The organism is Pseudomonas sp. NFACC14 (assembly GCF_900106885.1).
Classification (GTDB): Bacteria; Pseudomonadota; Gammaproteobacteria; order Pseudomonadales; family Pseudomonadaceae; genus Aquipseudomonas; species Aquipseudomonas fluorescens_AA.
In genome coordinates this window covers 52,700-75,535 of the sequence record NZ_FNOA01000010.1, presented here as the reverse complement: position 1 = coordinate 75,535, position 22,836 = coordinate 52,700, and the positions used below count along the sequence as shown (strand labels likewise).

Annotated in this window: 22 protein-coding genes; 17 read left to right on the top strand and 5 right to left on the bottom strand. The window is 61.9% G+C overall.

Features of this window, described 5'->3' with window-relative positions; genetic code table 11:
• Window positions 1-3: 3 nt before the first annotated feature.
• The 6 genes from BLU85_RS16465 (at window position 4) to BLU85_RS16435 (ending at window position 6,117) form a co-directional block, all read left to right on the top strand.
• Complete coding sequence (locus tag BLU85_RS16465; protein ID WP_092201301.1) at window positions 4-1,197, top strand: SfnB family sulfur acquisition oxidoreductase; 1,194 nt, start codon at window positions 4-6, stop codon at window positions 1,195-1,197.
• The gene (locus tag BLU85_RS16460) at window positions 1,197-2,555 is read left to right on the top strand and encodes an LLM class flavin-dependent oxidoreductase (protein WP_092201303.1); all 1,359 of its coding nucleotides are present in this window, start codon (window positions 1,197-1,199) and stop codon (window positions 2,553-2,555) included. The genes BLU85_RS16465 and BLU85_RS16460 overlap by 1 nt, the downstream gene beginning before the upstream one ends.
• A gap of 199 nt (window positions 2,556-2,754) precedes the next feature.
• A complete protein-coding gene (locus BLU85_RS16450; protein WP_092201307.1) occupies window positions 2,755-3,564 on the top strand; it encodes a MetQ/NlpA family ABC transporter substrate-binding protein in 810 nt (269 codons plus the stop codon).
• Between the two features lies 1 nt (window position 3,565).
• The gene (locus tag BLU85_RS16445; protein WP_092201309.1) at window positions 3,566-4,690 is read left to right on the top strand and encodes a methionine ABC transporter ATP-binding protein; all 1,125 of its coding nucleotides are present in this window, start codon (window positions 3,566-3,568) and stop codon (window positions 4,688-4,690) included.
• Window positions 4,680-5,324 carry a methionine ABC transporter permease gene (locus BLU85_RS16440; RefSeq protein ID WP_025211262.1) on the top strand — a complete coding sequence of 215 codons (645 nt, stop codon included), beginning with the start codon at window positions 4,680-4,682 and terminating at the stop codon, window positions 5,322-5,324. Before BLU85_RS16445 ends, BLU85_RS16440 begins: the two co-directional genes overlap by 11 nt.
• 163 nt (window positions 5,325-5,487) lie before the next feature.
• Window positions 5,488-6,117 (top strand): class I SAM-dependent methyltransferase, encoded by a 630-nt coding sequence (locus BLU85_RS16435; protein ID WP_092201311.1) that lies wholly within the window; start codon window positions 5,488-5,490, stop codon window positions 6,115-6,117.
• Window positions 6,118-6,277: 160 nt separating this feature from the next.
• Here BLU85_RS16435 and BLU85_RS16430 read toward each other — a convergent pair whose 3' ends face one another.
• The gene (locus tag BLU85_RS16430; RefSeq protein ID WP_092201313.1) at window positions 6,278-6,844 is read right to left on the bottom strand and encodes a transporter substrate-binding domain-containing protein; all 567 of its coding nucleotides are present in this window, start codon (window positions 6,842-6,844) and stop codon (window positions 6,278-6,280) included.
• A gap of 133 nt (window positions 6,845-6,977) precedes the next feature.
• Between BLU85_RS16430 and BLU85_RS16425 the strand changes: the two genes are divergently transcribed.
• Window positions 6,978-7,403 (top strand): DUF4399 domain-containing protein, encoded by a 426-nt coding sequence (locus BLU85_RS16425; RefSeq protein WP_092201402.1) that lies wholly within the window; start codon window positions 6,978-6,980, stop codon window positions 7,401-7,403.
• Between the two features lie 190 nt (window positions 7,404-7,593).
• On the opposite strand, the gene serA is transcribed toward BLU85_RS16425, so the two are convergent.
• Complete coding sequence (gene serA / locus BLU85_RS16420; protein ID WP_092201314.1) at window positions 7,594-8,823, bottom strand: phosphoglycerate dehydrogenase; 1,230 nt, start codon at window positions 8,821-8,823, stop codon at window positions 7,594-7,596.
• A 205-nt stretch (window positions 8,824-9,028) separates the two neighbouring features.
• Between serA and BLU85_RS16410 the strand changes: the two genes are divergently transcribed.
• The 4 genes from BLU85_RS16410 (at window position 9,029) to BLU85_RS16395 (ending at window position 13,330) form a co-directional block, all read left to right on the top strand.
• On the top strand, window positions 9,029-10,423 hold the full coding sequence (locus BLU85_RS16410) for an FAD-binding oxidoreductase (RefSeq protein ID WP_092201316.1): 1,395 nt from the start codon (window positions 9,029-9,031) through the stop codon (window positions 10,421-10,423).
• Window positions 10,424-10,464: 41 nt separating this feature from the next.
• The gene (locus tag BLU85_RS16405) at window positions 10,465-11,130 is read left to right on the top strand and encodes a fumarylacetoacetate hydrolase family protein (RefSeq protein ID WP_092201318.1); all 666 of its coding nucleotides are present in this window, start codon (window positions 10,465-10,467) and stop codon (window positions 11,128-11,130) included.
• Between the two features lie 231 nt (window positions 11,131-11,361).
• On the top strand, window positions 11,362-12,294 hold the full coding sequence (locus BLU85_RS16400; RefSeq protein WP_092201320.1) for an SdiA-regulated domain-containing protein: 933 nt from the start codon (window positions 11,362-11,364) through the stop codon (window positions 12,292-12,294).
• A gap of 121 nt (window positions 12,295-12,415) precedes the next feature.
• Window positions 12,416-13,330: an SdiA-regulated domain-containing protein gene (locus BLU85_RS16395; protein ID WP_092201322.1), complete on the top strand. Its 915-nt coding sequence runs from the start codon at window positions 12,416-12,418 to the stop codon at window positions 13,328-13,330.
• A gap of 141 nt (window positions 13,331-13,471) precedes the next feature.
• Here the strand turns inward: BLU85_RS16395 and rpiA are convergent, their stop codons facing one another.
• A complete protein-coding gene (rpiA, locus tag BLU85_RS16390) occupies window positions 13,472-14,146 on the bottom strand; it encodes a ribose-5-phosphate isomerase RpiA (protein WP_092201324.1) in 675 nt (224 codons plus the stop codon).
• A 159-nt stretch (window positions 14,147-14,305) separates the two neighbouring features.
• Between rpiA and ilvA the strand changes: the two genes are divergently transcribed.
• Together ilvA and BLU85_RS16380 are read left to right on the top strand one after the other, a co-directional pair.
• Complete coding sequence (ilvA, locus tag BLU85_RS16385; RefSeq protein ID WP_092201326.1) at window positions 14,306-15,820, top strand: threonine ammonia-lyase, biosynthetic; 1,515 nt, start codon at window positions 14,306-14,308, stop codon at window positions 15,818-15,820.
• A gap of 47 nt (window positions 15,821-15,867) precedes the next feature.
• Window positions 15,868-16,296, top strand: coding sequence for a DUF2269 family protein (locus BLU85_RS16380; RefSeq protein ID WP_092201328.1), 429 nt, complete (start codon window positions 15,868-15,870; stop codon window positions 16,294-16,296).
• Window positions 16,297-16,399: 103 nt separating this feature from the next.
• On the opposite strand, the gene BLU85_RS16375 is transcribed toward BLU85_RS16380, so the two are convergent.
• Window positions 16,400-17,056: a histidinol-phosphatase gene (locus BLU85_RS16375; protein ID WP_092201330.1), complete on the bottom strand. Its 657-nt coding sequence runs from the start codon at window positions 17,054-17,056 to the stop codon at window positions 16,400-16,402.
• 143 nt (window positions 17,057-17,199) lie between these two features.
• Between BLU85_RS16375 and BLU85_RS16370 the strand changes: the two genes are divergently transcribed.
• Both BLU85_RS16370 and ptsP read left to right on the top strand, forming a co-directional pair.
• The gene (locus tag BLU85_RS16370; RefSeq protein ID WP_003186867.1) at window positions 17,200-17,679 is read left to right on the top strand and encodes an RNA pyrophosphohydrolase; all 480 of its coding nucleotides are present in this window, start codon (window positions 17,200-17,202) and stop codon (window positions 17,677-17,679) included.
• Between the two features lie 22 nt (window positions 17,680-17,701).
• Window positions 17,702-19,981: a phosphoenolpyruvate--protein phosphotransferase gene (ptsP, locus tag BLU85_RS16365; RefSeq protein WP_053180992.1), complete on the top strand. Its 2,280-nt coding sequence runs from the start codon at window positions 17,702-17,704 to the stop codon at window positions 19,979-19,981.
• 132 nt (window positions 19,982-20,113) lie between these two features.
• On the opposite strand, the gene BLU85_RS16360 is transcribed toward ptsP, so the two are convergent.
• The gene (locus BLU85_RS16360; RefSeq protein ID WP_092201332.1) at window positions 20,114-20,860 is read right to left on the bottom strand and encodes an NRDE family protein; all 747 of its coding nucleotides are present in this window, start codon (window positions 20,858-20,860) and stop codon (window positions 20,114-20,116) included.
• 308 nt (window positions 20,861-21,168) lie between these two features.
• Here BLU85_RS16360 and BLU85_RS16355 point away from each other — a divergent pair, with 308 nt between their 5' ends.
• A complete protein-coding gene (locus BLU85_RS16355; RefSeq protein WP_092201404.1) occupies window positions 21,169-21,951 on the top strand; it encodes a sulfite exporter TauE/SafE family protein in 783 nt (260 codons plus the stop codon).
• Window positions 21,952-22,019: 68 nt separating this feature from the next.
• Window positions 22,020-22,829, top strand: a complete 810-nt coding sequence (lgt, locus tag BLU85_RS16350; RefSeq protein ID WP_053214828.1) for a prolipoprotein diacylglyceryl transferase — start codon at window positions 22,020-22,022, stop codon at window positions 22,827-22,829.
• Window positions 22,830-22,836 lie beyond the last annotated feature (7 nt).

The window sequence follows — 22,836 nt, the reverse complement described above, 5'->3', positions numbered from 1 at the left end:
TACATGACGTTTTCTCAACACGTCGCGGTGATCACCAGCGATGAACAAGCCCTGATCGTGGCCAGTGACCTGGCCGATGACTTCCAGCGCGACAGTGCCCTGCGCGACCGCGAGCGGCGCCTGCCGTACCCGGAGCTGGAGGCCTTCTCCCGTTCTGGCCTGTGGGGCATCAGTGTACCCAAGGCCTATGGCGGCGCCGGTGTGTCCAACGTCACCCTGGCCAAAGTCATTGCGTTGATTTCCCAGGCCGACGGCTCGCTGGGGCAGATTCCGCAAAATCATTTCTACGCCCTGGAGGTGCTGCGGGTAAACGGCACTGAAGCGCAAAAACAACGCCTGTACGCCGAAGTGCTCGCCGGGCAGCGTTTTGGTAACGCCCTGGCCGAACTTGGCACCAAGACTGCCCATGACCGCACCACCCAACTGCGCCGCGACGGCGAGGGTTATCGCATCGACGGCCGCAAGTTCTACGCCACGGGGGCGATCTACGCCCAGCGTATCCCCACCTCGGTGGTGGATGAAAACGGCGTGCAACAACTGGCGTTCGTCCCTCGCGACAGCAAAGGCCTGACGGTGATCGACGACTGGAGCGGTTTCGGCCAGCGCACCACGGGCAGTGGTTCGGTGGTGTTTGAAAACGTGTATGTCGCCGCCGACGACATCGTGCCCTTCCAAAGTGCGTTCGAACGTCCCACACCGGTGGGGCCACTGGCGCAGATTCTTCACGCGGCCATCGACACCGGCATCGCCCGCGCCGCCTATGAAGACGCCTTGCATTTTGTCCGCACTAAAACCCGTCCCTGGATCGATGCCACCAGCGACGTCGCCACCGAAGACCCGCACACCCTCAAGAGTTTCGGCCAATTGAGCATCCGCTTGCATGCCGCCGAAGCCCTGTTGGAACGCGCCGGTGAATTCCTCGACCGGGCCCAGGCCGACACCGGGGCCGACACGGTCGCCGCCGCCTCGATTGCCGTGGCCGAAGCCCGTGCCATCAGCACCGAAATATCCCTGGCCGCCAGCAGCACGCTGTTCGAACTGGCCGGCAGCCAGGCGACCCTGGCCGAACATGGCCTCGACCGTCACTGGCGCAACGCCCGGGTGCACACCCTGCATGACCCGGTGCGCTGGAAATACCACGCCGTGGGCAACTTCTACCTCAACGACGAAAAACCGCCGCTGCGGGGGACCATCTGATGGCGGCCGGAAAGAAAAAGATCCTGCTCAACGCGTTCAACATGAACTGCATCGGGCACATCAACCATGGCCTGTGGACTCATCCCCAGGACACGTCGACTCAGTTCAACACCCTCGAGTACTGGACCGCCCTGGCGCAATTGCTCGAGCGCGGCTTGTTCGACGGGCTGTTCATCGCCGACATCGTCGGGGTCTATGACGTGTATCAACAGTCGGTGGACGTCACGCTCAAGGAGTCGATCCAACTGCCGGTCAATGACCCATTGCTGCTGGTCTCCGCGATGGCCGCCGTGACGAAGAACCTGGGCTTCGGCCTCACCGCCAACCTGACCTACGAACCGCCCTACCTGTTTGCCCGACGCATGAGCACCCTCGACCACCTGAGTCGCGGACGGGTCGGCTGGAACATCGTCACCGGCTACCTGGACAGCGCCGCCAAGGCCATGGGCCTGACGGCACAAGTGGAGCATGACCGCCGCTACGACCAGGCCGACGAATACCTGCAAGTGCTCTACAAACTGTGGGAGGGCAGCTGGGAAAACGACGCCGTGCTCAACGATCGCGAGCAGCGGATCTATGCCCAACCGGAGAAAGTGCACAAGGTTCGCCACCAAGGCGAGTTCTACCAGGTCGAGGGCTATCACCTGTGCGAACCGTCGCCCCAACGCACCCCGGTGCTGTTCCAGGCCGGCAGTTCCGAGCGTGGCTTGCTGTTCGCCGGGCGGCACGCCGAGTGCGTGTTCATCAGCGGCCAGAACAAACCGGCGACCAAGGCCCAGGTGGACAAGGTCCGCGCCAGCGCCGTCGAGGCCGGACGCAACCCCGAGGACATCAAAGTGTTCATGGGCCTGAACGTGATTGTCGGCGAAACCGAGGCGGCCGCCTGGGCCAAGCATGCCGAGTACCTGGGTTACGCCAGCGCCGAGGCCGGGGTGGCGCATTTTTCCGCGTCGACGGGGATCGATTTTTCCCAGTACGAACTGGACGAGCCGATCCAGTACGTCAAGAGCAACGCCATCCAGTCCGCCACCAAGACCTTGCAGAACAACGACTGGACCCGCCGCAAGTTGCTGCAGCAACACGCCTTGGGCGGTCGCTACATCACGGTGGTGGGCTCGCCCGAACAGGTGGCCGATGAGCTGGAGTCTTGGATTGCCGAAACCGGCCTCGATGGCTTCAACCTGACTCGCATCGTGACGCCGCAAAGCTATGTGGACTTCATCGACCTGGTGATCCCCGAGTTGCAGCGACGCGGCTCGTACAAGACCGGATACGACAACGGCACCCTGCGGGAAAAGCTGTTCCGCGCAGAGGCCCATTTGCCCGAACAACACACTGGCTCAACTTATCGGCACTGACTCTGTTGGAACTTGCTCTTGCTCGGTCCTGTAGGAGCTGGCGAAGCCTGCGATCTTTTGATCTTTCGCTTGAGATTCAAGTGGCTGGGGAAAGATCGCAGCCTCGCTGCACTCGACAGCTCCTACACAGCCGAGCGGGAGCAGGCTCCCTTGTTACAAAAGCGCATGACTCAATTAATCAATGACTGGAATAACTGACATGACCACGCAATTCCTGACCCTGCCAGTCAAAGCACTGGCCCTGGCCCTCGGCCTGTTCAGCTCGGCGCTGTTTGCCGCCGACGCACCGTTGAAGATCGGTACCACCGCCGCGTTCGCCATTCCCCTGGAAGCAGCGGCCGAAGAAGCCGGCAAACAAGGCCTGAAGGTCGAACTGGTGGAGTTCAGCGACTGGATCGCGCCCAACGTCAGCCTGGCTTCCGGTGACATCGACGTGAATTACTTCCAGCACATCCCGTTCCTGGAAAACGCCAAGGCCGCCGCCGGGTTCGACCTGGTGCCGTTTGCGCCGGGAATCATCAACAACGTCGGCCTCTATTCGAAAAAATACAAAAGCTTCGACGAACTGCCCGAAGGCGCCAGCGTCGCCATTGCCAACGACCCGATCAACAGCGGTCGCGGCCTGCAACTGCTGGCCAAGGCCGGGTTGATCAGCCTCAAGCCGGGCGTCGGCTACAAGGCCACCGAAGACGACATCGTCGCCAACCCGAAGAAACTCAAGATCCTGCAAGTCGAAGCGGTGCAACTGGTGCGTGCCTATGAAGACGCCGACCTGGTGCAGGGCTACCCGGCCTACATCCGCCTGGCCAAGACCTTCGATGCCAGCTCGGCCTTGCTGTTCGACGGCCTCGATCACAAGGAATACGTGATTCAGTTCGTGATCCAGCCCAAGAGCCAGAACGATCCACGGCTGATCAAGTTCGTCGACATCTACCAGCACTCGCCAGTCGTGCGCGCCGCCCTGGACAAGGCCCACGGCAAGCTCTACCAAGCCGGTTGGGAAGGCTGACATGAATGCCGTCAACGCGCGACTCCGCGACGAAGCCCCCGCGCCGCAAAGCGCCGACCAGACTGAACTGCATCCAGAGCTGAACCGCGCCCACGTACGTTTCATCGGCCTGGGCAAGACCTACAACGGCAGCCAGGGCCCGGTGGCGGCGCTACAAGGCATCGACCTGGCGATCCAGCGCGGCGAAGTGTTCGGCATCATCGGCCGCAGCGGTGCCGGCAAGTCTTCGCTGATCCGCACTATCAACCGGCTCGAACAACCCACCAGTGGCCGGGTGTTGATCGACCGGGTGGACATCGGCGAGCTCGATGAAGACCGCCTGGTGGAGCTGCGTCGGCGCATCGGCATGATCTTCCAGCACTTCAACCTGATGTCGGCCAAGACCGTGTGGCAGAACGTCGAGCTGCCGCTCAAGGTCGCCGGCGTGCCCAAGGAGCAGCGCCAGCGCAAAGTCCGCGAGCTGTTGGAGCTGGTGGGTCTGCACGGCAAGCACAAGGCCTACCCGGCGCAGCTTTCGGGCGGGCAGAAGCAGCGGGTCGGGATTGCCCGCGCCCTGGTGCATGACCCGCAGATCCTGCTGTGCGACGAAGCCACCTCGGCCCTGGACCCGGAGACCACCCAGTCGATCCTCGGCCTGCTGCGCGAGATCAACCAGCGGCTGGGCCTGACCATCGTCTTGATCACCCATGAAATGGCGGTGATTCGCGAAGTCTGCGACCGGGTGGTGGTGCTTGAGCAGGGACGGATCGTCGAGCAGGGACCGGTCTGGGAAGTCTTCGGCAACCCGCGACACGAGGTCAGCCGGACGCTGCTGGCGCCGCTGCAACACCCCATCCCGGAAGAACTGCAAAGTCGCTTGCAGGCGCTGCCGGCGTCGGCGGACGCGGCTACGGTGCTGCGCCTGCAATTCACCGGCATAGATCGCGAGGAACCGGATCTTGCCGCCTTGTTCAGCGCCCTCGGTGGGCGGGTGCGCTTGCTGCACGGCGGCATCGAACGGATTCAGGGCCACGGGCTGGGGCAATTGCTGCTGGCCGTGAGCGGTTCGTCGTGGGGCGCCGAAGAACTGCGTCAACGGGCGGGCAATTGGGCGCAACGGGTGGAGGTGCTGGGTTATGTGGTTTGATCGGTTGTTGCAAGGTTTCATCGACACCTTCCTGATGGTCGGCGTTTCATCGTTGATCGCGTTGCTGGCGGGCATACCGCTGGCGGTGATCCTGGTCACCAGCGGCAAGGGCGGGATCTATGAAGCGCCGGCCTTGAACCGGGCCCTGGGCGCGTTCGTGAACCTGTTCCGCTCGATACCGTTCCTGATTCTGATGGTGGCGCTGATTCCGTTCACCCGGCTGATCGTCGGCACCACCTATGGCGTGTGGGCCGCGGTCGTCCCGCTGACCATCGCCGCCACGCCGTTCTTCGCCCGTATCGCCGAAGTCAGCCTGCGGGAAGTCGACCATGGCCTGATCGAAGCGGCCCAGGCCATGGGTTGCCGCCGCTGGCACATCGTCTGGCATGTGCTGCTGCCCGAAGCCCTGCCGGGCATCGTCGGCGGTTTCACCATCACGCTGGTGACCATGATCAACTCCTCGGCCATGGCCGGGGCAATCGGTGCCGGTGGCCTGGGCGACATCGCCTACCGCTATGGCTACCAGCGTTTCGACAGCCAGATCATGCTCACGGTGATCGTGTTGCTGGTGGCGTTGGTGGCAGTGATCCAATTGGGTGGTGACCGCCTGGCGCGGGGCTTGAACAAGCGCTGAGTTTGTAGGAACTGTGGGAGCACAGCTTGCTCGCGAACAGGCGACACGGTTTCAACTTCAATACCGTGTCATCGTTCATCGCAAGCAAGCTGTGCTCTCACAGGGGCTGCCCCGTGGATGTGCGGTATAGTCAGCCCAACGTTTCCCACCCAAGCCAATACCCATGAAGCACACCGCCGACGACCTGCACGCCATCACCGCCACAACCCTGAGCCATTACAACGCCGTGGCAGAAAGCTTCCGCGAAGGCACCCGCGACCATGATGTCAGCCAGAACATCGACGCCTTGCTGCGTCATATCCAGGGCCAGGCACCGCTGCACATCCTGGATTTCGGCTGCGGCCCGGGGCGCGACCTGCGCACCTTCACGGCCATGGGCCATGTCGCGGTCGGCCTCGACGGTTCAGAGGAATTTGCCCGCATGGCACGCCAGGACAGCGGTTGTGAGGTGTGGCAGCAGGACTTCCTGAAACTCGACCTGCCGGCCGAACGCTTTGACGGGATATTCGCCAACGCGGTGCTGTTTCATGTCCCCGTCCAGGAACTGCCTCGGGTACTCAAGCAACTGCACGCCACGCTCAAGCCCGGTGGGGTGCTGTTCAGCTCGAACCCTCGGGGCGAAAACCAGGAAGGCTGGAACGGCCAGCGCTTCGGCGCTTATCACGACCTCGCGGCCTGGCGCACATTGCTCACGCAAGCGGGCTTTGTCGAGCTGGAGCATTATTACCGGCCGGCGGGGCTGCCGCGGGAGCAACAGCCTTGGTTGGCGAGTGTCTGGCGCAAGCCTGCTTAGGATTCGAGGACGCCATCGCGAGCAAGCTCGCTCCCACACTCGATCAGTTGTGAACTCAGTATCGGTGGGCACCACAGCTCCATTGTGGGAGCGAGCTTGCTCGCGATAGCGCTCCAACAGTCAATGAAGCTCGATGGCTTGCCTCATCGCCAGGAAGCTTTCATTCCTGTTTCTTCAGCCACTTCTGCGACAACTGCTCCAGCCTCCCGTCATCCCTGATACGCGTCAGGGCGTTATCCAGGCTGGCCTTGAACGCCGGGTTGCCCTTTTGGAACGGAATCACCAGGCTCGGCGGCGGGCCACTCTTCTCTTCCGGCTGGAACGACTGCGCCATGACCAACGGACGCTGCGGCTCCTCCTTGCTCGCCAGCAGTTGTGCATCCGGACGGCTGTAAGCGGCACTGAGGTCGAAACGTTCTGCCAGTTCCGGGGTCATTGCTATGTGGTTGATGGCAACGTCGTACTTGCCATTCTCCACACCGGACAGTAGATCCCCGGCATCGGTGACCACGAAATCGGGCCGTACATCGAGTTCCGCCGCGAGCATTTCACCCAGTTCCACTTCGAAGCCGGTGAGTTTGCCGTCTTCCTTGAAGTTGAAGGGCGCGGTGTTGGCCTCGAGGGCAATGCGCAGTTCGCCACGGTCATTGATGTCATCGATCAGTTCGGCATGAGCCAGGGGGCTCAAAAGGGGTAGCAGGCAAATCAGGCCAGGCAGAAAGCGCATGGTCACTCCTTTGTATTTATACAAGCGACGCTCGTTTCAGGCTCGCTTTGCTATGGTTGTTGCAGGCTTCGACAACGATTGGTCATGAAGTTGTGATGGCCAGGCGGATTTCATGGAAAAACTGGAGAAAAAAATGAAAAGCTTTATGTCTCGTGCCGCGTTGGCCGGTCTGTTATTGGGCGCTTCGATGCTGGCAAGCGCCGCGACACCGGCGCCTAAAGGTGCTGAAGTGTTCATCGTTTCCCCGGAAGACGGCGCGACGGTCACCCAGGAATTCAAGGTCAAGTTCGGCGTCAAGAACATCGCCCTGGCCCCCGCCGGCGATGTGACCAAGAACACGGGCCATCACCATTTGCTGATTGATGTCGACAAGCTGCCTGCCGCCGGCGCGCCGATTCCAACCGACGCCAATCACATGCACTTCGGCAAGGCACAGACCGAGGCCACCATCAAACTGCCCCCAGGCAAGCACACCTTGCAATTGATCCTGGGCGACAGCGGCCACATGCCATTCGAGCCGTCGATCGTGTCCAAGAAGATCACTGTCAACGTGAAATAACGCATGACTGGCTGACACAACACAAACCTGTGGGAGCGAGCTTGCTCGCGATAGCGGTGTGTCAGTGGATAGATCGGCCAACTGGACCGACGCTATCGCGAGCAAGCTCGCTCCCACAGGTTATGTGCTAGACAAAAAAAACGGGAGCCCCTTGCGAGGCTCCCGTTTTTTTACTGCAAAGCCAGCCTGCTTAGAACAACACGCGGCAACGAATCGTGCCATTGATGTGCTGCAGCTTCTCTTGCGCCAGGTCCGAGTATTCGGCATCGACGTCGATCACGACGTAGCCGACTTTCTCGTTGGTTTGCAGGAACTGACCGGAAATGTTGATGCCGTTTTCGGCGAAGACCTTGTTGATCTCGCTCATCACACCCGGGATGTTCTCGTGGACGTGCAGCAGGCGATGCTTGCCAGGGTGGGCCGGCAGGGCCACTTCCGGGAAGTTCACCGACGATACCGACGTACCGTTGTCGCTGTACTTGACCAGCTTCTCCGCCACTTCCAGGCCGATGTTGGCTTGGGCTTCAGCGGTGGAACCACCGATGTGCGGGGTCAGGATCACGTTGTCCAGGCCACGCAGCGGGCTTTCGAAGATGTCGTCGTTGGAGCGCGGCTCCACCGGGAACACGTCGATGGCGGCACCGATCAGGTGCTTGTCCTTGATCGCTTCGGCCAGGGCGTCGAGCTTGACCACGGTGCCACGCGCGGCGTTGATCAGGATCCCGCCCTTCTTGATGGCACGGATTTCCTTCTCGCCGATCATCCACTGGGTGGCGGCGGTTTCCGGCACGTGCAGGGTCACGATGTCGGACATGCCCAGCAGCTCGTGCAAGTCGTTGACCTGGGTGGCGTTGCCCAGGGGCAGCTTGGTCACGGTGTCGTAGAAGAACACCTGCATGCCCAGGCCTTCAGCCAGTACCGACAACTGCGTGCCGATCGAGCCGTAGCCGACGATACCCAGCTTCTTGCCGCGGATTTCGAAGGAGTTGGCCGCGCTCTTGATCCAACCACCACGGTGGCAGGAAGCATTCTTCTCAGGGATGCCGCGCAGCAGCAGGATCGCTTCGGCCAGTACCAGTTCGGCGACGGAACGGGTGTTGGAGTACGGCGCGTTGAACACCGCGATACCGCGCTCGCGAGCCGCGTTGAGATCAACCTGGTTGGTGCCGATGCAGAAGCAGCCGACCGCCACCAGTTTCTTGGCGTGGTCGAAGATCTCTTCGGTCAGTTGAGTACGGGAGCGAATGCCGATGAAGTGAGCATCGGCGATCTTTTCCTTGAGCTGGGCTTCCGGCAGAGAACTGGTGATGTACTCGATGCTGGTGTAGCCCGCCGACTTGAGGACGTCGACAGCCGATTGGTGGACGCCTTCGAGAAGAAGGAACTTGATCTTGCTCTTATCGAGAGAAGTCTTGCTCATCTGCGTAAACCTGTGTCCCGGAGAAAAATGGCAGGGAATCGGACAGCGCATGCTGGCCCGACCGGCGTGACAGCCGTCGCCGCAGAACAGCCGTTGGGCACTACGCTGCGGGGTCGGTATGCTAGCATACGCACCCCGCTAAACACTCATTCCTGCGACGTGAAGCGTTCTCAGGATGACCATGAATTGTTCGAGAGTTCTGTCGATGACCCATCCTGCCGTGATAGATGAGCTGAAGACCCTGGTTGAGCCTGGCAAGGTCTTGACCGATGCCGACTCCCTGAACGCTTACGGCAAGGATTGGACCAAGCATTTCGCCCCGGCGCCGACAGCCATCGTCTTTCCCAAGACCACCGAGCAGGTCCAGGCCATCGTGCGCTGGGCCAATGCGCACAAGGTCGCGCTGGTGCCATCGGGCGGGCGCACCGGGCTGTCCGCCGCGGCCGTGGCCGCCAACGGCGAAGTCGTGGTGTCGTTCGACTACATGAACCAGATTCTCGACGTGAACCTGACCGACCGCACTGCCGTGTGCCAGCCCGGCGTGGTCACCGAACAGCTGCAGAACAAGGCTGAGGAGCATGGCCTGTACTACCCGGTGGACTTCGCCTCGGCGGGTTCCAGCCAGATTGGCGGCAATATCGGCACCAATGCCGGCGGTATCAAGGTCATTCGCTACGGCATGACCCGCAACTGGGTGGCGGGCATGAAGGTCGTCACCGGCAAGGGCGACCTGCTGGAGCTGAACAAGGACCTGATCAAGAACGCCACCGGCTACGACTTGCGACAGCTGTTCATCGGCGCCGAGGGCACCCTGGGCTTCGTGGTCGAGGCCACCATGCGCCTGGACCGCGCGCCGAAAAACCTCACCGCCATGGTGCTCGGCACCCCGGACTTCGACTCGATCATGCCGGTGCTGCACGCTTTCCAAGGCAAGCTGGACCTGACCGCCTTCGAATTCTTCTCCGACAAGGCCCTGGCCAAGGTCCTCGGTCGTGGCGACGTTCCGGCGCCGTTCGAAACCGACTGCCCGTTCTACGCCCTGCTGGAATTCGAAGCCACCACCGAAGAGGTCGCCAACCATGCCCTGGAGACCTTCGAGCACTGCGTGGAGCAGGGCTGGGTACTGGATGGCGTGATGAGCCAGAGCGAAACCCAACTGCAGAACCTGTGGAAGCTGCGCGAGTACATCTCCGAAACCATTTCCCACTGGACGCCCTACAAGAACGACATTTCGGTGACTGTCTCGAAAGTCCCGGCCTTCTTGCGGGAAATCGACGCGATCGTCGGCGAGCACTACCCGGATTTCGAAATCGTCTGGTTCGGTCACATTGGCGACGGCAACCTGCACTTGAACATCCTCAAGCCGGAAAACCTCGGCAAGGATGAGTTCTTCGCCAAGTGCGCGACCGTGAACAAATGGGTCTTTGAAACCGTCGAGAAGTACAACGGCTCGATTTCCGCCGAACACGGCGTGGGCATGACCAAGCGCGATTACCTGACCTATAGTCGTTCGCCGGTAGAAATCGAATACATGAAAGCCGTGAAGACGGTCTTCGACCCGAACGGCATCATGAACCCGGGCAAGATTTTCGCGATTTGATACCTAAAACACCTGATGAACCCCAGAAGCAGGAGTCGGTAATGAGCTATCAGCACCAGTATGTCGACGGTACACGTATTCATTTCCCGGTGGGGAAAGTGGTGTGCATTGGCCGTAACTACGCCGAACATGCAAAGGAACTGGACAACCCGGTACCCACCGAACCCTTGCTGTTCATCAAGCCGGGCAGTTGTGTGGTGCCACTGGAAGGCGGCTTCAGCATTCCCGCCGACCGTGGCTCGGTGCACTACGAGGCGGAAATCGCCGTACTGATCGGCAAGCCGCTGTCCACCAAGCCCAGCGCTGAAGAAGTACTGGATGCGATCTCCGGCTTCGCCCCGGCCCTGGACCTGACCCTGCGGGACAAACAGGCCGAGCTCAAGGCCAAGGGCCTGCCTTGGGAGGTTGCCAAGTCCTTTGACGGCGCGGCGGTGATTGCCCCCTTTGTTTCGAACGCCACGTTTGCCGACCTGACCGACATTCCCGTGCGCCTGACCATCAACGGTGAAGTGCGCCAGGACGGCAACAGCCGCCTGATGCTCAACCCCATCGTGCCGATGATCCAATACATGGCCGGTTGCTTCTCGCTGCAGGCCGGCGACGTGATCCTCACCGGCACCCCGGCGGGCGTCGGGCCGCTGAACGCGGGCGATGAGCTGATCCTGGAACTGCCAGGGGCGTGCCGCTTCGAAAGCAGCGTTCGCTGACGGCCAACCTTTGCCCCCATGTGGGAGCGAGCTTGCTCGCGATAGCGGTGTGCCAGCCAACATCCCTGTTGAAGGTGATGGCTTCATCGCGAGCAAGCTCGCTTCCACTGGGATACATGACGCATCTGCGATCATTTACCGTTTTTTTCACATGCCATCCGGATAATCCCGGGGAATGCGGCATCTGAGCCAGCCACTCCCCTAGCCGAATTTTCTGGAACGCATTCCCCGATGGCCAAAACCCAAGCACTGCCTGTCGCCAAACCTGCCCGCCGCTCGCGCTTCGCCCTGCCCTGGTATGCCTGGTCGCTGCTGGCGGTGGCCGCAGCCTATGGCCTGGCGGTTGCGATGCATTGGGACGACCGCGGCCTGCTTTGGCTATCGGAACACTTCCAGAGCCCGGCCCAGCGCCAGGAAAGCATCTGGCTGCCGGATTACCGCGCCGTGATCGACGCCAAGCCGCTACCGGGCATGGAGAAGGACGAGGCGTCCGATGTGGCCTACAACCCACAGACCAAGACCCTGTTCGCGGTCATGGGCAAGAACCCGTTCCTGGTGGAACTGACCCTGCAGGGCGACGTGCTGCGCAAGATGCCTTTGGTGGGCTGGGACAACCCTGAAGGCGTGACCTGCATGACCAATGGCCTGCTGGCGATTACCGACGAGCGCAATCACATGTTGTCGATCGTCCAGGTGGATGCCAACACCCGCGAACTGAACAGCACTGATTTTCCTCACTATGACCTGGGCGCCTCACGGAACCAGAACAAAGGGTTCGAAGCCATCGCCTGGGACCCGCGCAACCAGCAACTGGTGCTCGGCGAAGAACGCCCCCCGGCCTTGTTCACCTGGAAAAGCGATGGCAGCCAACTGCTCAAGGGCGACAAGCAGATCCATGTCAGCAATGAACTGGACCTGCGCAACCTTTCGGCATTGGCGATCGACCCGCGCACCGGCCACACGCTGGTGCTTTCGGCCGACTCCCACCTGCTGCTGGAGCTGGACGAAAAAGGCGAGCAGGTCAGCTTCATGACCTTGCTGGGTGGCTTCAACGGCCTGAAAGACACGATCCCTCGCGCCGAAGGCGTCACCGTCGACGAAGCCGGCAACGTGTACGTGGTCAGCGAACCGAATCTGTTCTATCGTTTCGAAAAACAGCGCTGACAGCACTAATTCTGTAGGACAAGTTCCCTTTCGTTGTAGGGTGTGGCACACAGCCATTAAGCTTCAGTTCAGGCAGCCGTGGTATTTCCACCCACCTGTTCTCATCCGAGCCCACCCCAACATGCGTCGACTCGCCCGTCCCAAACCCTTGATCCTGATATTGCTGACGCTGGCGCTGATCCTCCTGATCGCCGTCGGTCAACACCTGCGCCTGTTCGAGCGCGCCTGGTTCAACCTCAACACCTATTGGAAACCCACCAGCGAAGAGACCATCGCCCTGGACCAATACCGGGTCACGGTGGAGGCGCAGGTGATCGACGGCCTGGACGATGACGTTTCCGCGCTGACGTTCGATCCGGTCCGCAAGAGCCTGTTCTCCGTGACCAATAAAAATGCCGAGCTGATCGAACTGTCGCTGGACGGCAAGATTTTGCGGCGCATCGCCCTGATCGGCTTTGGCGATCCGGAGGCGGTGGAATTCATCAGCGAAGACACTTACGTCATCACTGACGAACGCCAGCAGCGCCTGATCAAGATTCACCTGGAGGACGACACCCAATTCCTCGACGCCGCCGACGCCGAGCAAATGACCCTCGGCGTGCACATGAGCGGCAACAAGGGGTTCGAAGGGCTGGCCTACGATTCGGTGGGCAAACGCCTGTTCGTGGCCAAGGAACGTGACCCGATGCTGATTTATGAAGTGCATGGGTTTCCCCACCACAATCCGGAAAAGTCCTACGCGGTCCATGTGATCAACAACCCCAAGCGCGATGCCGGGCTGTTCGTGCGCGACCTTTCAAGCCTGCAATACGATGAACGCAGCGGCCACTTGCTGGCGCTGTCCGATGAATCGCGGCTGATTATCGAATTGGATATCGACGGCCGGCCGTTGAGCACGTTGTCGTTGAGCAAGGGGGGCCAGGGCCTGCAGAAAACCGTGCCCCAGGCCGAAGGCCTGGCCATGGACGACGACGGCAACCTGTATCTGGTGAGCGAGCCGAACCTGTTCTATGTGTTCAAGAAGCCACAGCCTTGATGCACTACAAAACCTAATGTGGGAGCGAGCTTGCTCGCGATGGCGGTGTGTCAGCCAACATCAATGTGTCGGATAGACCGCTATCGCGAGCAAGCTCGCTCCCACAGGGACTGCTTCACTCAAAAGAGCTATTTCGCCAACTTACTCAGCCCGCAGGGTCTTCACCCCTTCAGCGGTTCCCAGCAACAGCACATCCGCCGGACGCGCCGCGAACAAACCGTTGGTGACCACGCCAACGATGGCGTTGATCTGGCTTTCCAGCGCCACCGGGTTGGTAATCTGCAGGTTGTGCACGTCCAGGATGATATTGCCGTTATCGGTGAGCACGCCTTCGCGGTACACCGGGTCGCCGCCCAGCTTCACCAGTTGCCGGGCCACGTGGCTGCGGGCCATGGGAATGACTTCCACCGGCAATGGGAACGCGCCCAGCACCGGCACCAGTTTGCTGGCATCGGCAATGCAGATGAAGGTCTTGGCCACCGCCGCGACGATCTTCTCGCGGGTCAAGGCCGCGCCGCCGCCCTTGATCAGGTTCAGGTGCGCGTCGCTTTCGTCGGCGCCATCGATGTAGAACTCCAGGTCGCTGACAGTGTTGAGCTCGTACACCGGGATCCCGTGACCCTTGAGGCGCGCGGCAGTCGCTTCGGAGCTGGCGACCGCGCCATCGAACGCGCCCTTGTGTTGCGCCAGCGCATCGATGAAGCAATTGGCCGTGGAGCCGGTGCCGACCCCGACGACGCTCTTGTCATCCAGTTTCGGGAGGATGAGGTCGACGGCGGCCTGGGCCACGGCCTGTTTGAGTTGATCCTGGGTCATGCGGGCTCCGAAGGTGCCGAGAGGGAACGAAAGGCCGGCATTATAGGCGTCGCAAGGGCCTTGGTCATTGCTTGATTGAACGCAGATCCCTGTGGTGGCCCGGCCAAAAGCCGGGTTAGACTCCCTGGTCCTGCCCAACCCGCTCAGTGATGCTTTCCGATGCTTGAACAGTACGTCAAAAAGATCCTCACCTCGCGCGTTTACGACGTTGCCGTGGAAACCCCGCTGCAGACCGCTCGCCAGCTCTCCGAGCGGCTGGGCAACAGCATCTTGCTCAAGCGTGAAGACTTGCAGCCGGTGTTCTCGTTCAAGATTCGCGGGGCCTACAACAAGCTGACCCAGCTCAGCGACGAAGAACGCGCCCGCGGCGTGGTCACGGCTTCGGCGGGCAACCACGCCCAGGGCCTGGCCCTGGCGGCCAAGGTGCTGGGGGTCAAGGCCACCATCGTGATGCCCAAGACCACGCCGGAAATCAAGGTCGAAGGCGTGCGCTCCCGTGGCGGCAAAGTGGTGCTGCACGGCGATTCGTTCCCCGAAGCCCTGGCCTATTCGCTGAAACTGGTGGACGAAAAGGGCTACGTCTACATCCACCCGTATGACGACCCCCACACCATTGCCGGGCAGGGCACGGTGGCGATGGAAATCCTGCGCCAGCACCCTGGGCGCCTGGATGCGATTTTCGTCCCGGTGGGCGGTGGCGGGCTGATTGCCGGGATCGCGGCCTACGTGAAATACCTGCGCCCGGACATCAAGATCATCGGCGTCGAGCCGGACGACTCCAATTGCCTGCAAGCGGCCATGGCCGCGGGCGAACGCGTGGTGCTGCCGACCGTGGGGCTGTTCGCCGACGGCGTTGCCGTGGCGCAGATCGGCCAGCACACCTTTGATATCTGCAAGCATCATGTGGACGAAGTGATCACCGTCAGTACCGACGAGATCTGCGCCGCCATCAAGGATATCTACGACGATACCCGCTCGATCACCGAACCTGCCGGCGCCCTGGGCGTGGCCGGGATCAAGAAATACGTCGAGTCACGGGGCATCGGCGGCCAGACCCTGGTGGCCATCGACTCCGGTGCCAACGTCAACTTCGACCGCTTGCGCCACGTCGCCGAACGCGCCGAACTGGGCGAAGGCCGCGAAGCGATCATCGCCGTGACCATCCCCGAGAAGCCGGGCAGCTTCAAGGCGTTCTGCGAAGCCGTCGGCAAGCGCCAGATCACCGAATTCAACTATCGCTACAACACCGGCAGTGAAGCGCACATTTTCGTCGGCGTGCAGACCCACCCGGAAAACGACCCGCGCAGCGCGCTGATCGCCAGCCTGACCGAACAAGGCTTCCCGGTGCTGGACCTGACCGACAATGAGCTGGCCAAGTTGCACATCCGCCACATGGTCGGCGGCCATGCGGCCCATGTCATCGATGAAGTGGTGCTGCGCTTCGAATTCCCGGAGCGCCCGGGCGCGCTGTTCAACTTTCTCAACAAGCTGGGTGGGCGCTGGAATATCTCGATGTTCCACTACCGCAACCATGGCGCGGCGGACGGCCGCGTGGTCGCGGGGCTGCAAGTGCCTCACGATGAACGCCACCTGGTTCCCGCCGCCCTGGAAGAAATCGGCTATCCGTACTGGGATGAAAGTGACAACCCGGCGTATCAACTGTTCCTGGGGTGAACCCTACAGAGGCTAAGCTGTTGAGCAAGCCATAAGGAAATCGAACGATGGAAACGTTAACCGCGCTGAAAATCGCTCACGTCGTCGCCACGGTGTTGCTGTTGGCAGGCGCCCTGGGGCTGGCCGTCTGGGTCTGGCGCACGCGACGCAACGGCGATGCCACGGCGGCCGCGCGCGCGCTGCAACGGCCGCGACTGTTCATCTGGCTGGTGATGATCCTGGCACTGGCGAGCCTGCCCTTCACCGGATGGTGGATGGTTCATCAAGTCGGCTGGCCACTGGGCCAGACCTGGCTGCTGGCTTCCAGCGTGCTGTACACCGTGGCGGCGCTGGCCGGGTTCTGGCTATTGGTGCGGTTGAACAAACTGCGCAAGTTGCCGACGGCGGGCAACGGCAAATTCACCTTGGCCCTGGCGCTGTTCAGCGTCGTCTGCTTTATCGCCATTGCGGGTTTGATGGGGGCCAAGCCGGTTTAAGGCTTTGGACCGTGTCGCCCCTTTCGCGAGCAGGCTCGCTCCCACAGGGGATTTGCGTCGTCCACAAATCCTTGTGGGAGCGAGCCTGCTCGCGAAAGCTGTTTCAGCCGCGCAGACTGATCACCGGCCAACCCCGCTTCTCGGCCTCGGCCCGGAGATTCGGATCCGGATCCACCGCCACCGGATGCGTCACCACCTCCAGCAACGGCAAGTCGTTCATCGAATCGCTGTAGAAATAGCTGCCGTCAAGGGAATACCCGGTTTCTTCCAGCCAACGGTTCAACCGAGTCACCTTGCCCTCGCGAAAACACGGGATGTCGGTGCTGCGGCCACTGTAGCGCCCGTCGATCATCTCGCATTCGGTGGCGATCAGGGTTTCGACGCCCAGGCGCTCGACAATCGGCGCGGTGACGAAGCGGTTGGTGGCGGTGATGATCACCAGCTTGTCGCCGGCGTCACGGTGCTTCTTCAGCAGTTCGATGGCCTGGGGCAATACGATCGGCTCGATGCAGTCGCGCATGTAGTCCTGATGCCACTGGGCCAGCACGTGCATTTCGGTACGGCCGAGGATTTCCAGGCAAAAATTCAGGTACTCGGCGTTGTCGAGCTTGCCGGCCAGGTAGTCCTCGTAGAACGCGTCGTTGCGTGCCTTGTACGTGACAGCGTCCAGAAAACCGCGCTCACACAGGTAATCGCCCCACGCGTGGTCGCTGTCGCCGCCCAGCAATGTGTTATCCAAGTCGAATAAAGCCAGCCGCATTGCAGTTACTCGCTGAAAAATCTGAAGAAAGGCGTCCAGAATACGGACTTTTCACAAGAGTGCACATAAGCTAGGGGCGCTCGTTGCTGCTTTCACAACCTTTGTGGAACAATGCGGCGACATGCGTTTGCGAGGTTGTTGCCGTGATCGATCCCGATGGTTTCCGTCCCAATGTGGGGATCATTCTTACGAATGATGCTGGGCAGGTGCTATGGGCTCGCCGTATCAATCAAGACGCCTGGCAGTTTCCCCAGGGTGGGATCAACCCCCAGGAGACGCCGGAAGAGGCCTTGTACCGCGAGTTGAACGAAGAAGTGGGGCTCGAGCGAGAAGATGTCGAAATACTCGCCTGCACCCGAGGCTGGTTGCGCTATCGTTTGCCGCAACGCCTGGTCCGCACGCACAGCCAACCGCTGTGCATCGGCCAGAAGCAGAAATGGTTTCTCCTGCGCCTGATCTCCAACGAGCAGCGGGTGCGGATGGATTTGACCGGTAAACCGGAGTTCGATGGCTGGCGCTGGGTCAGCTATTGGTATCCGTTGGGCCAGGTGGTGACATTCAAGCGCGAAGTGTATCGACGCGCTCTCAAAGAGCTTGCCCCGCGCCTTCTGACGCGCGACTGACGACGGAGTTCGACCCCGAGCCATGCTCAATACGCTGCGCAAGATCGTCCAGGAAGTTAACTCCGCCAAGGATCTCAAGGCGGCGTTGGGGATTATTGTATTGCGCGTCAAAGAGGCCATGGGCAGCCAGGTCTGCTCGGTCTACCTGCTGGACCCCGAGACCAACCGTTTCGTGCTGATGGCCACCGAGGGCTTGAACAAGCGCTCCATTGGCAAGGTCAGCATGGCCCCCAATGAAGGCCTGGTCGGCCTGGTCGGCACGCGCGAAGAACCCCTGAACCTTGAAAACGCCGCGGATCACCCGCGCTACCGCTACTTTGCCGAAACGGGCGAAGAGCGTTATGCCTCGTTCCTCGGCGCACCGATCATCCACCACCGCCGCGTCGTCGGCGTGTTGGTCATCCAGCAAAAAGAGCGCCGCCAGTTCGACGAAGGTGAAGAAGCCTTCCTCGTGACCATGAGCGCGCAACTGGCCGGCGTTATCGCCCACGCCGAGGCCACCGGCTCGATCAGCGGCCTGGGTCGCCAGGGCAAGGGCATCCAGGAAGCCAAGTTCGTCGGCGTGCCGGGTTCGCCGGGCGCGGCGGTGGGCACGGCCGTGGTCATGTTGCCGCCCGCCGACCTCGACGTGGTGCCGGACAAGACCATCACCGACATCAACGCCGAGCTGGGCCTGTTCAAGACCGCCATCGAAGGCGTGCGTGCCGACATGCGGGCCCTGTCGGCCAAGCTGGCGACGCAGCTGCGCCCTGAAGAGCGCGCGCTGTTCGACGTTTACCTGATGATGCTCGACGATGCCTCCCTGGGCAGCGAAGTGACCACCGTCATCAAGACCGGCCAGTGGGCCCAGGGCGCGCTGCGCCAGGTAGTGACCGACCACGTCAACCGCTTCGAACTGATGGACGATGCCTACCTGCGCGAGCGCGCCTCGGACGTCAAGGACCTTGGCCGCCGGTTGCTGGCCTACTTGCAGCAGGAGCGCCAGCAGACCCTGGTCTACCCCGACAACACCATCCTGGTCAGCGAAGAGCTGACCCCGGCCATGCTCGGCGAAGTGCCCGAAGGCAAGCTGGCGGGGCTGGTCTCGGTATTGGGCTCGGGCAACTCCCACGTGGCGATCCTGGCCCGGGCCATGGGCATTCCGACGGTGATGGGCCTGGTGGACCTGCCGTATTCCAAGGTCGACGGCATCCAGATGATCGTCGATGGCTACCACGGCGAGGTCTACACCAACCCCAGCGACGTGCTGCGCAAGCAGTTTGCCGATGTGGTGGAGGAAGAAAAGCAACTGTCCCTGGGACTGGATGCGCTGCGGGACCTGCCATGCGTGACCCTCGACGGCCACCGTATGCCGCTGTGGGTCAACACCGGCCTGCTGGCCGACGTGGCCCGGGCGCAGAAGCGTGGGGCCGAGGGTGTGGGCCTGTACCGCACCGAAGTGCCGTTCATGATCAACCAGCGCTTCCCCAGCGAAAAGGAACAGCTGGCGATCTACCGCGAACAACTGGCCGCGTTCCACCCGCAACCGGTGACCATGCGCAGCCTGGACATCGGCGGCGACAAGTCCCTGTCCTACTTCCCGATCAAGGAAGACAACCCGTTCCTCGGCTGGCGCGGCATCCGCGTGACGCTCGACCACCCGGAAATCTTCCTGGTCCAGGCCCGCGCCATGCTCAAGGCCAGCGAGGGCCTGAACAACCTGCGCATCCTGTTGCCGATGATCTCCGGCACCCATGAACTGGAAGAAGCCCTGCACCTGATCCACCGGGCCTGGGGCGAAGTGCGCGACGAAGGCACCGACGTGCCGATGCCGCCGGTCGGGGTGATGATCGAGATCCCCGCGGCGGTGTACCAGACCAAGGAACTGGCGCGACAGGTGGACTTCCTGTCGGTGGGCTCCAACGACCTGACCCAGTACCTGCTGGCCGTGGACCGTAACAACCCACGGGTCGCCGACCTGTACGACTACCTGCACCCGGCGGTGCTGCAAGCCCTGCAGAACGTGGTGCGTGACGCCCATGCCGAAGGCAAGCCGGTGAGCATCTGCGGTGAGATGGCCGGCGACCCGGCGGCCGCGGTGCTGCTGATGGCGATGGGGTTCGACAGCCTGTCGATGAACGCCACCAACCTGCCGAAAGTGAAGTGGATGCTGCGCCAGATCAACCTCAGCAAAGCCCAGGAATTGCTGGCGGAAGTGATGACCATCGACAACCCGCAGGTGATCCACAGCTCCCTGCAACTGGCGCTGAAGAACCTTGGGTTGGCGCGGATGATCAATCCGGCTTCGAACAAGACGCTCTGATCCTGCGGCGCCCCTATCGCGAGCAAGCTCGCTCCCACAGTGGATCTCGGTTGTTCACAAAACTTGTGTTCACTGACGATCGACTGTGGAAGCGAGCTTGCTCGCGATGAGGCCAGCAGCGACACAGCAAAACTAAGCCCTGACCTCCACCTCCCCCAAATGCCCCCCATGGGGCCCGAAACTGCGCTCGACCATGTGCCGCGCCCCATCGGCATGGACAATCAGCGCCGTACTCGCCCGCGTCCCGTAGGCCGGACTGGCAATGAATACACTCGATAGCAGCATCTCGGTCGCCAGGCCCACGCCCGTGTCTGGCAGTTCCGCCACCGGCGCGGGTTGTGGGTCGTTCAGCAGCGCCAACAAGGCCTGGGGCTGCGGATCGTCCAGCACCTCGCCCAGGGCCACCCGGGCCTTGAGCAATTTGGGCCATGGCGTGTTCAGCCCAGCGTTCGACAAACCATAGACACCCTCGGCCAGCCGCTGGGGCTGGGTATCGCGGGCGTTGTAGTGCCACAGCTCGGTGCCATCGCCGAGCAGCAGGTTGAAGCCACCATACTCGTTGGCGCGGGGCACGATTTCGCCGAGGTAATCGGCAATCGACAGATTCCCGGTCAGGAACCGCGCGACCAGCTCACCGCGCGACTTGAAGGCCGGCAACTGGCCCGGGTCACGGATATTGGTCAGGGCGGCAAAACGCCCTTCGGCGCCAATGCCGAGCCAGGTGCCACCGGCTTCGAGATCGCGCCCGGCATGGACATGGGGCGCGTCAGGCCATTGGGCCAGGGGCAAGGTCGGCCGGGCATAGAACTCGTCGCGGTTGGCCGCCACGATCAGCGGTTGGGCGTGGCCGGGGCGCCAGGCAAATACGATCAGGCACATCAGGTCGTCCTGTTAAAAAATGAACCGAACACTCCGCTTTTGTGGCGAGGGGATTATCCCCGCTGGGCTGCGAAGCAGCCCCAAAACTATCGAATCAATCAACCTGGCAAATCCGGCTGTCAGGTTTTCCAGGGCTGCTTCGCAGCCCAAACGGGGATAAATCCCCTCGCCACAGAGGTTCCGCTCCAGATCATCTGTAGGTCACTCTACCCACACATCGCCCCGGCATCCATCGCCTTCAGTGGAGCCAGGGGCCCTGGATCCGTTACCATGCCGCTCTTATTTCGGGGATGGGCGGGGAGAGTCTGGTGGAATTTGTGCTCTATCTGCTGCTTGGCGCCTGCGCGGGGGTGCTGGCCGGGCTGTTCGGCGTGGGGGGCGGGATCATCATTGTCCCGGTGCTGGTGTTCAGCTTCACCCTGCAGGGTTTCGATCCGCAGGTATTGACGCACCTGGCCGTCGGCACGTCCCTGGCATCGATCATCTTCACCTCGATCAATGCCGTGCGCGAACATCAGCGCAAAGGCGCGGTGCGCTGGCCGATTTTCGCCTGGATGACGGTGGGAATCCTGATCGGTGCCGGTTTCGGCGCGATCACCGCCGAAGCGATTTCCGGCCCGCACCTGCAAAAGATCATCGGCGTGTTCGCCCTGATCGTTGCCGTGCAACTGGCCCTGGACGTCAAGCCCAAGGCCAGCCGCACCGTACCGGGCAAGGCCGGGCTGACCGCGGCCGGCACCGTGATCGGCTGGGCCTCGGCGATTTTCGGCATCGGCGGCGGTTCGCTGACCGTGCCGTTCCTGACCTGGCGCAGCGTGCCGATGCAACAAGCGGTCGCGACGTCATCGGCCTGCGGACTGCCCATCGCCGTGGTCAGTGCGTTAAGTTTCATGATCCTGGGCTGGCACGATCCGCTGCTGCCGGCCCATAGTCTCGGTTTTGTGTATTTGCCGGCGCTGCTGGGCATCGCCTTGACCAGCATGGTCTTCGCCCGTTTCGGCGCGCGGCTGGCCCATCGCCTGTCGCCGCGCTTGCTCAAGCGGCTGTTCGCCGCCTTGCTATTCTGCGTGGGCTTGAGTTTTCTGTTCTGACGCAATCCTGGCTTAATCCCGAGGTGGCAGCGTCGCCCGGGCATTTTTGACGTTTACGAGGAATATCAATGCTGCCTTACCCGCAGATCGATCCGGTGGCCCTGGCCATCGGCCCGCTGAAAATCCACTGGTACGGCCTGATGTACCTGATCGGCATCGGCGGCGCCTGGCTGCTGGCGTCGCGCCGGCTCAACCGCTTCGACCCGACCTGGAACAAGGAAAAGCTCTCCGACCTGGTGTTCTGGTTGTCCATGGGCGTGATCGTCGGCGGACGCCTGGGCTACGTGCTGTTCTACGACCTGAGCGCGTATCTGGCCAACCCGACGCTGATCTTCGAAGTCTGGAAGGGCGGCATGTCGTTCCACGGCGGGTTCATCGGCGTGATGCTGGCGGCGTTGTGGTTCGGCAAGCGCAACAACAAGTCGTTTTTCGAGCTGATGGACTTTGTCGCGCCGATGGTGCCGATCGGCCTGGGCGCCGGGCGCATCGGCAACTTCATCAATGCCGAATTGTGGGGCAAACCGACCGACGTGCCGTGGGCGATGATCTTCCCGCCGTTCAGCGATCCGGCGCAATTGCCGCGCCATCCGTCGCAGCTGTACCAGTTCGCCCTCGAAGGCGTGGCATTGTTCCTGATCCTCTGGCTGTTCTCGCGCAAGCCGCGGCCAACCATGGCGGTGTCGGGCATGTTCGCGCTGTTCTACGGGATCTTCCGCTTCATCGTTGAATTCGTCCGTGTACCGGATGCCCAGCTCGGCTACCTGGCCTGGAACTGGCTGACCATGGGCCAGTTGCTCTGCCTGCCGATGATCATCGGTGGCCTCGCGTTGATCTGGCTGGCTTATCATCGAGCGCCGGCTGCGGCGGCCAAGGTTTAAAATTCGA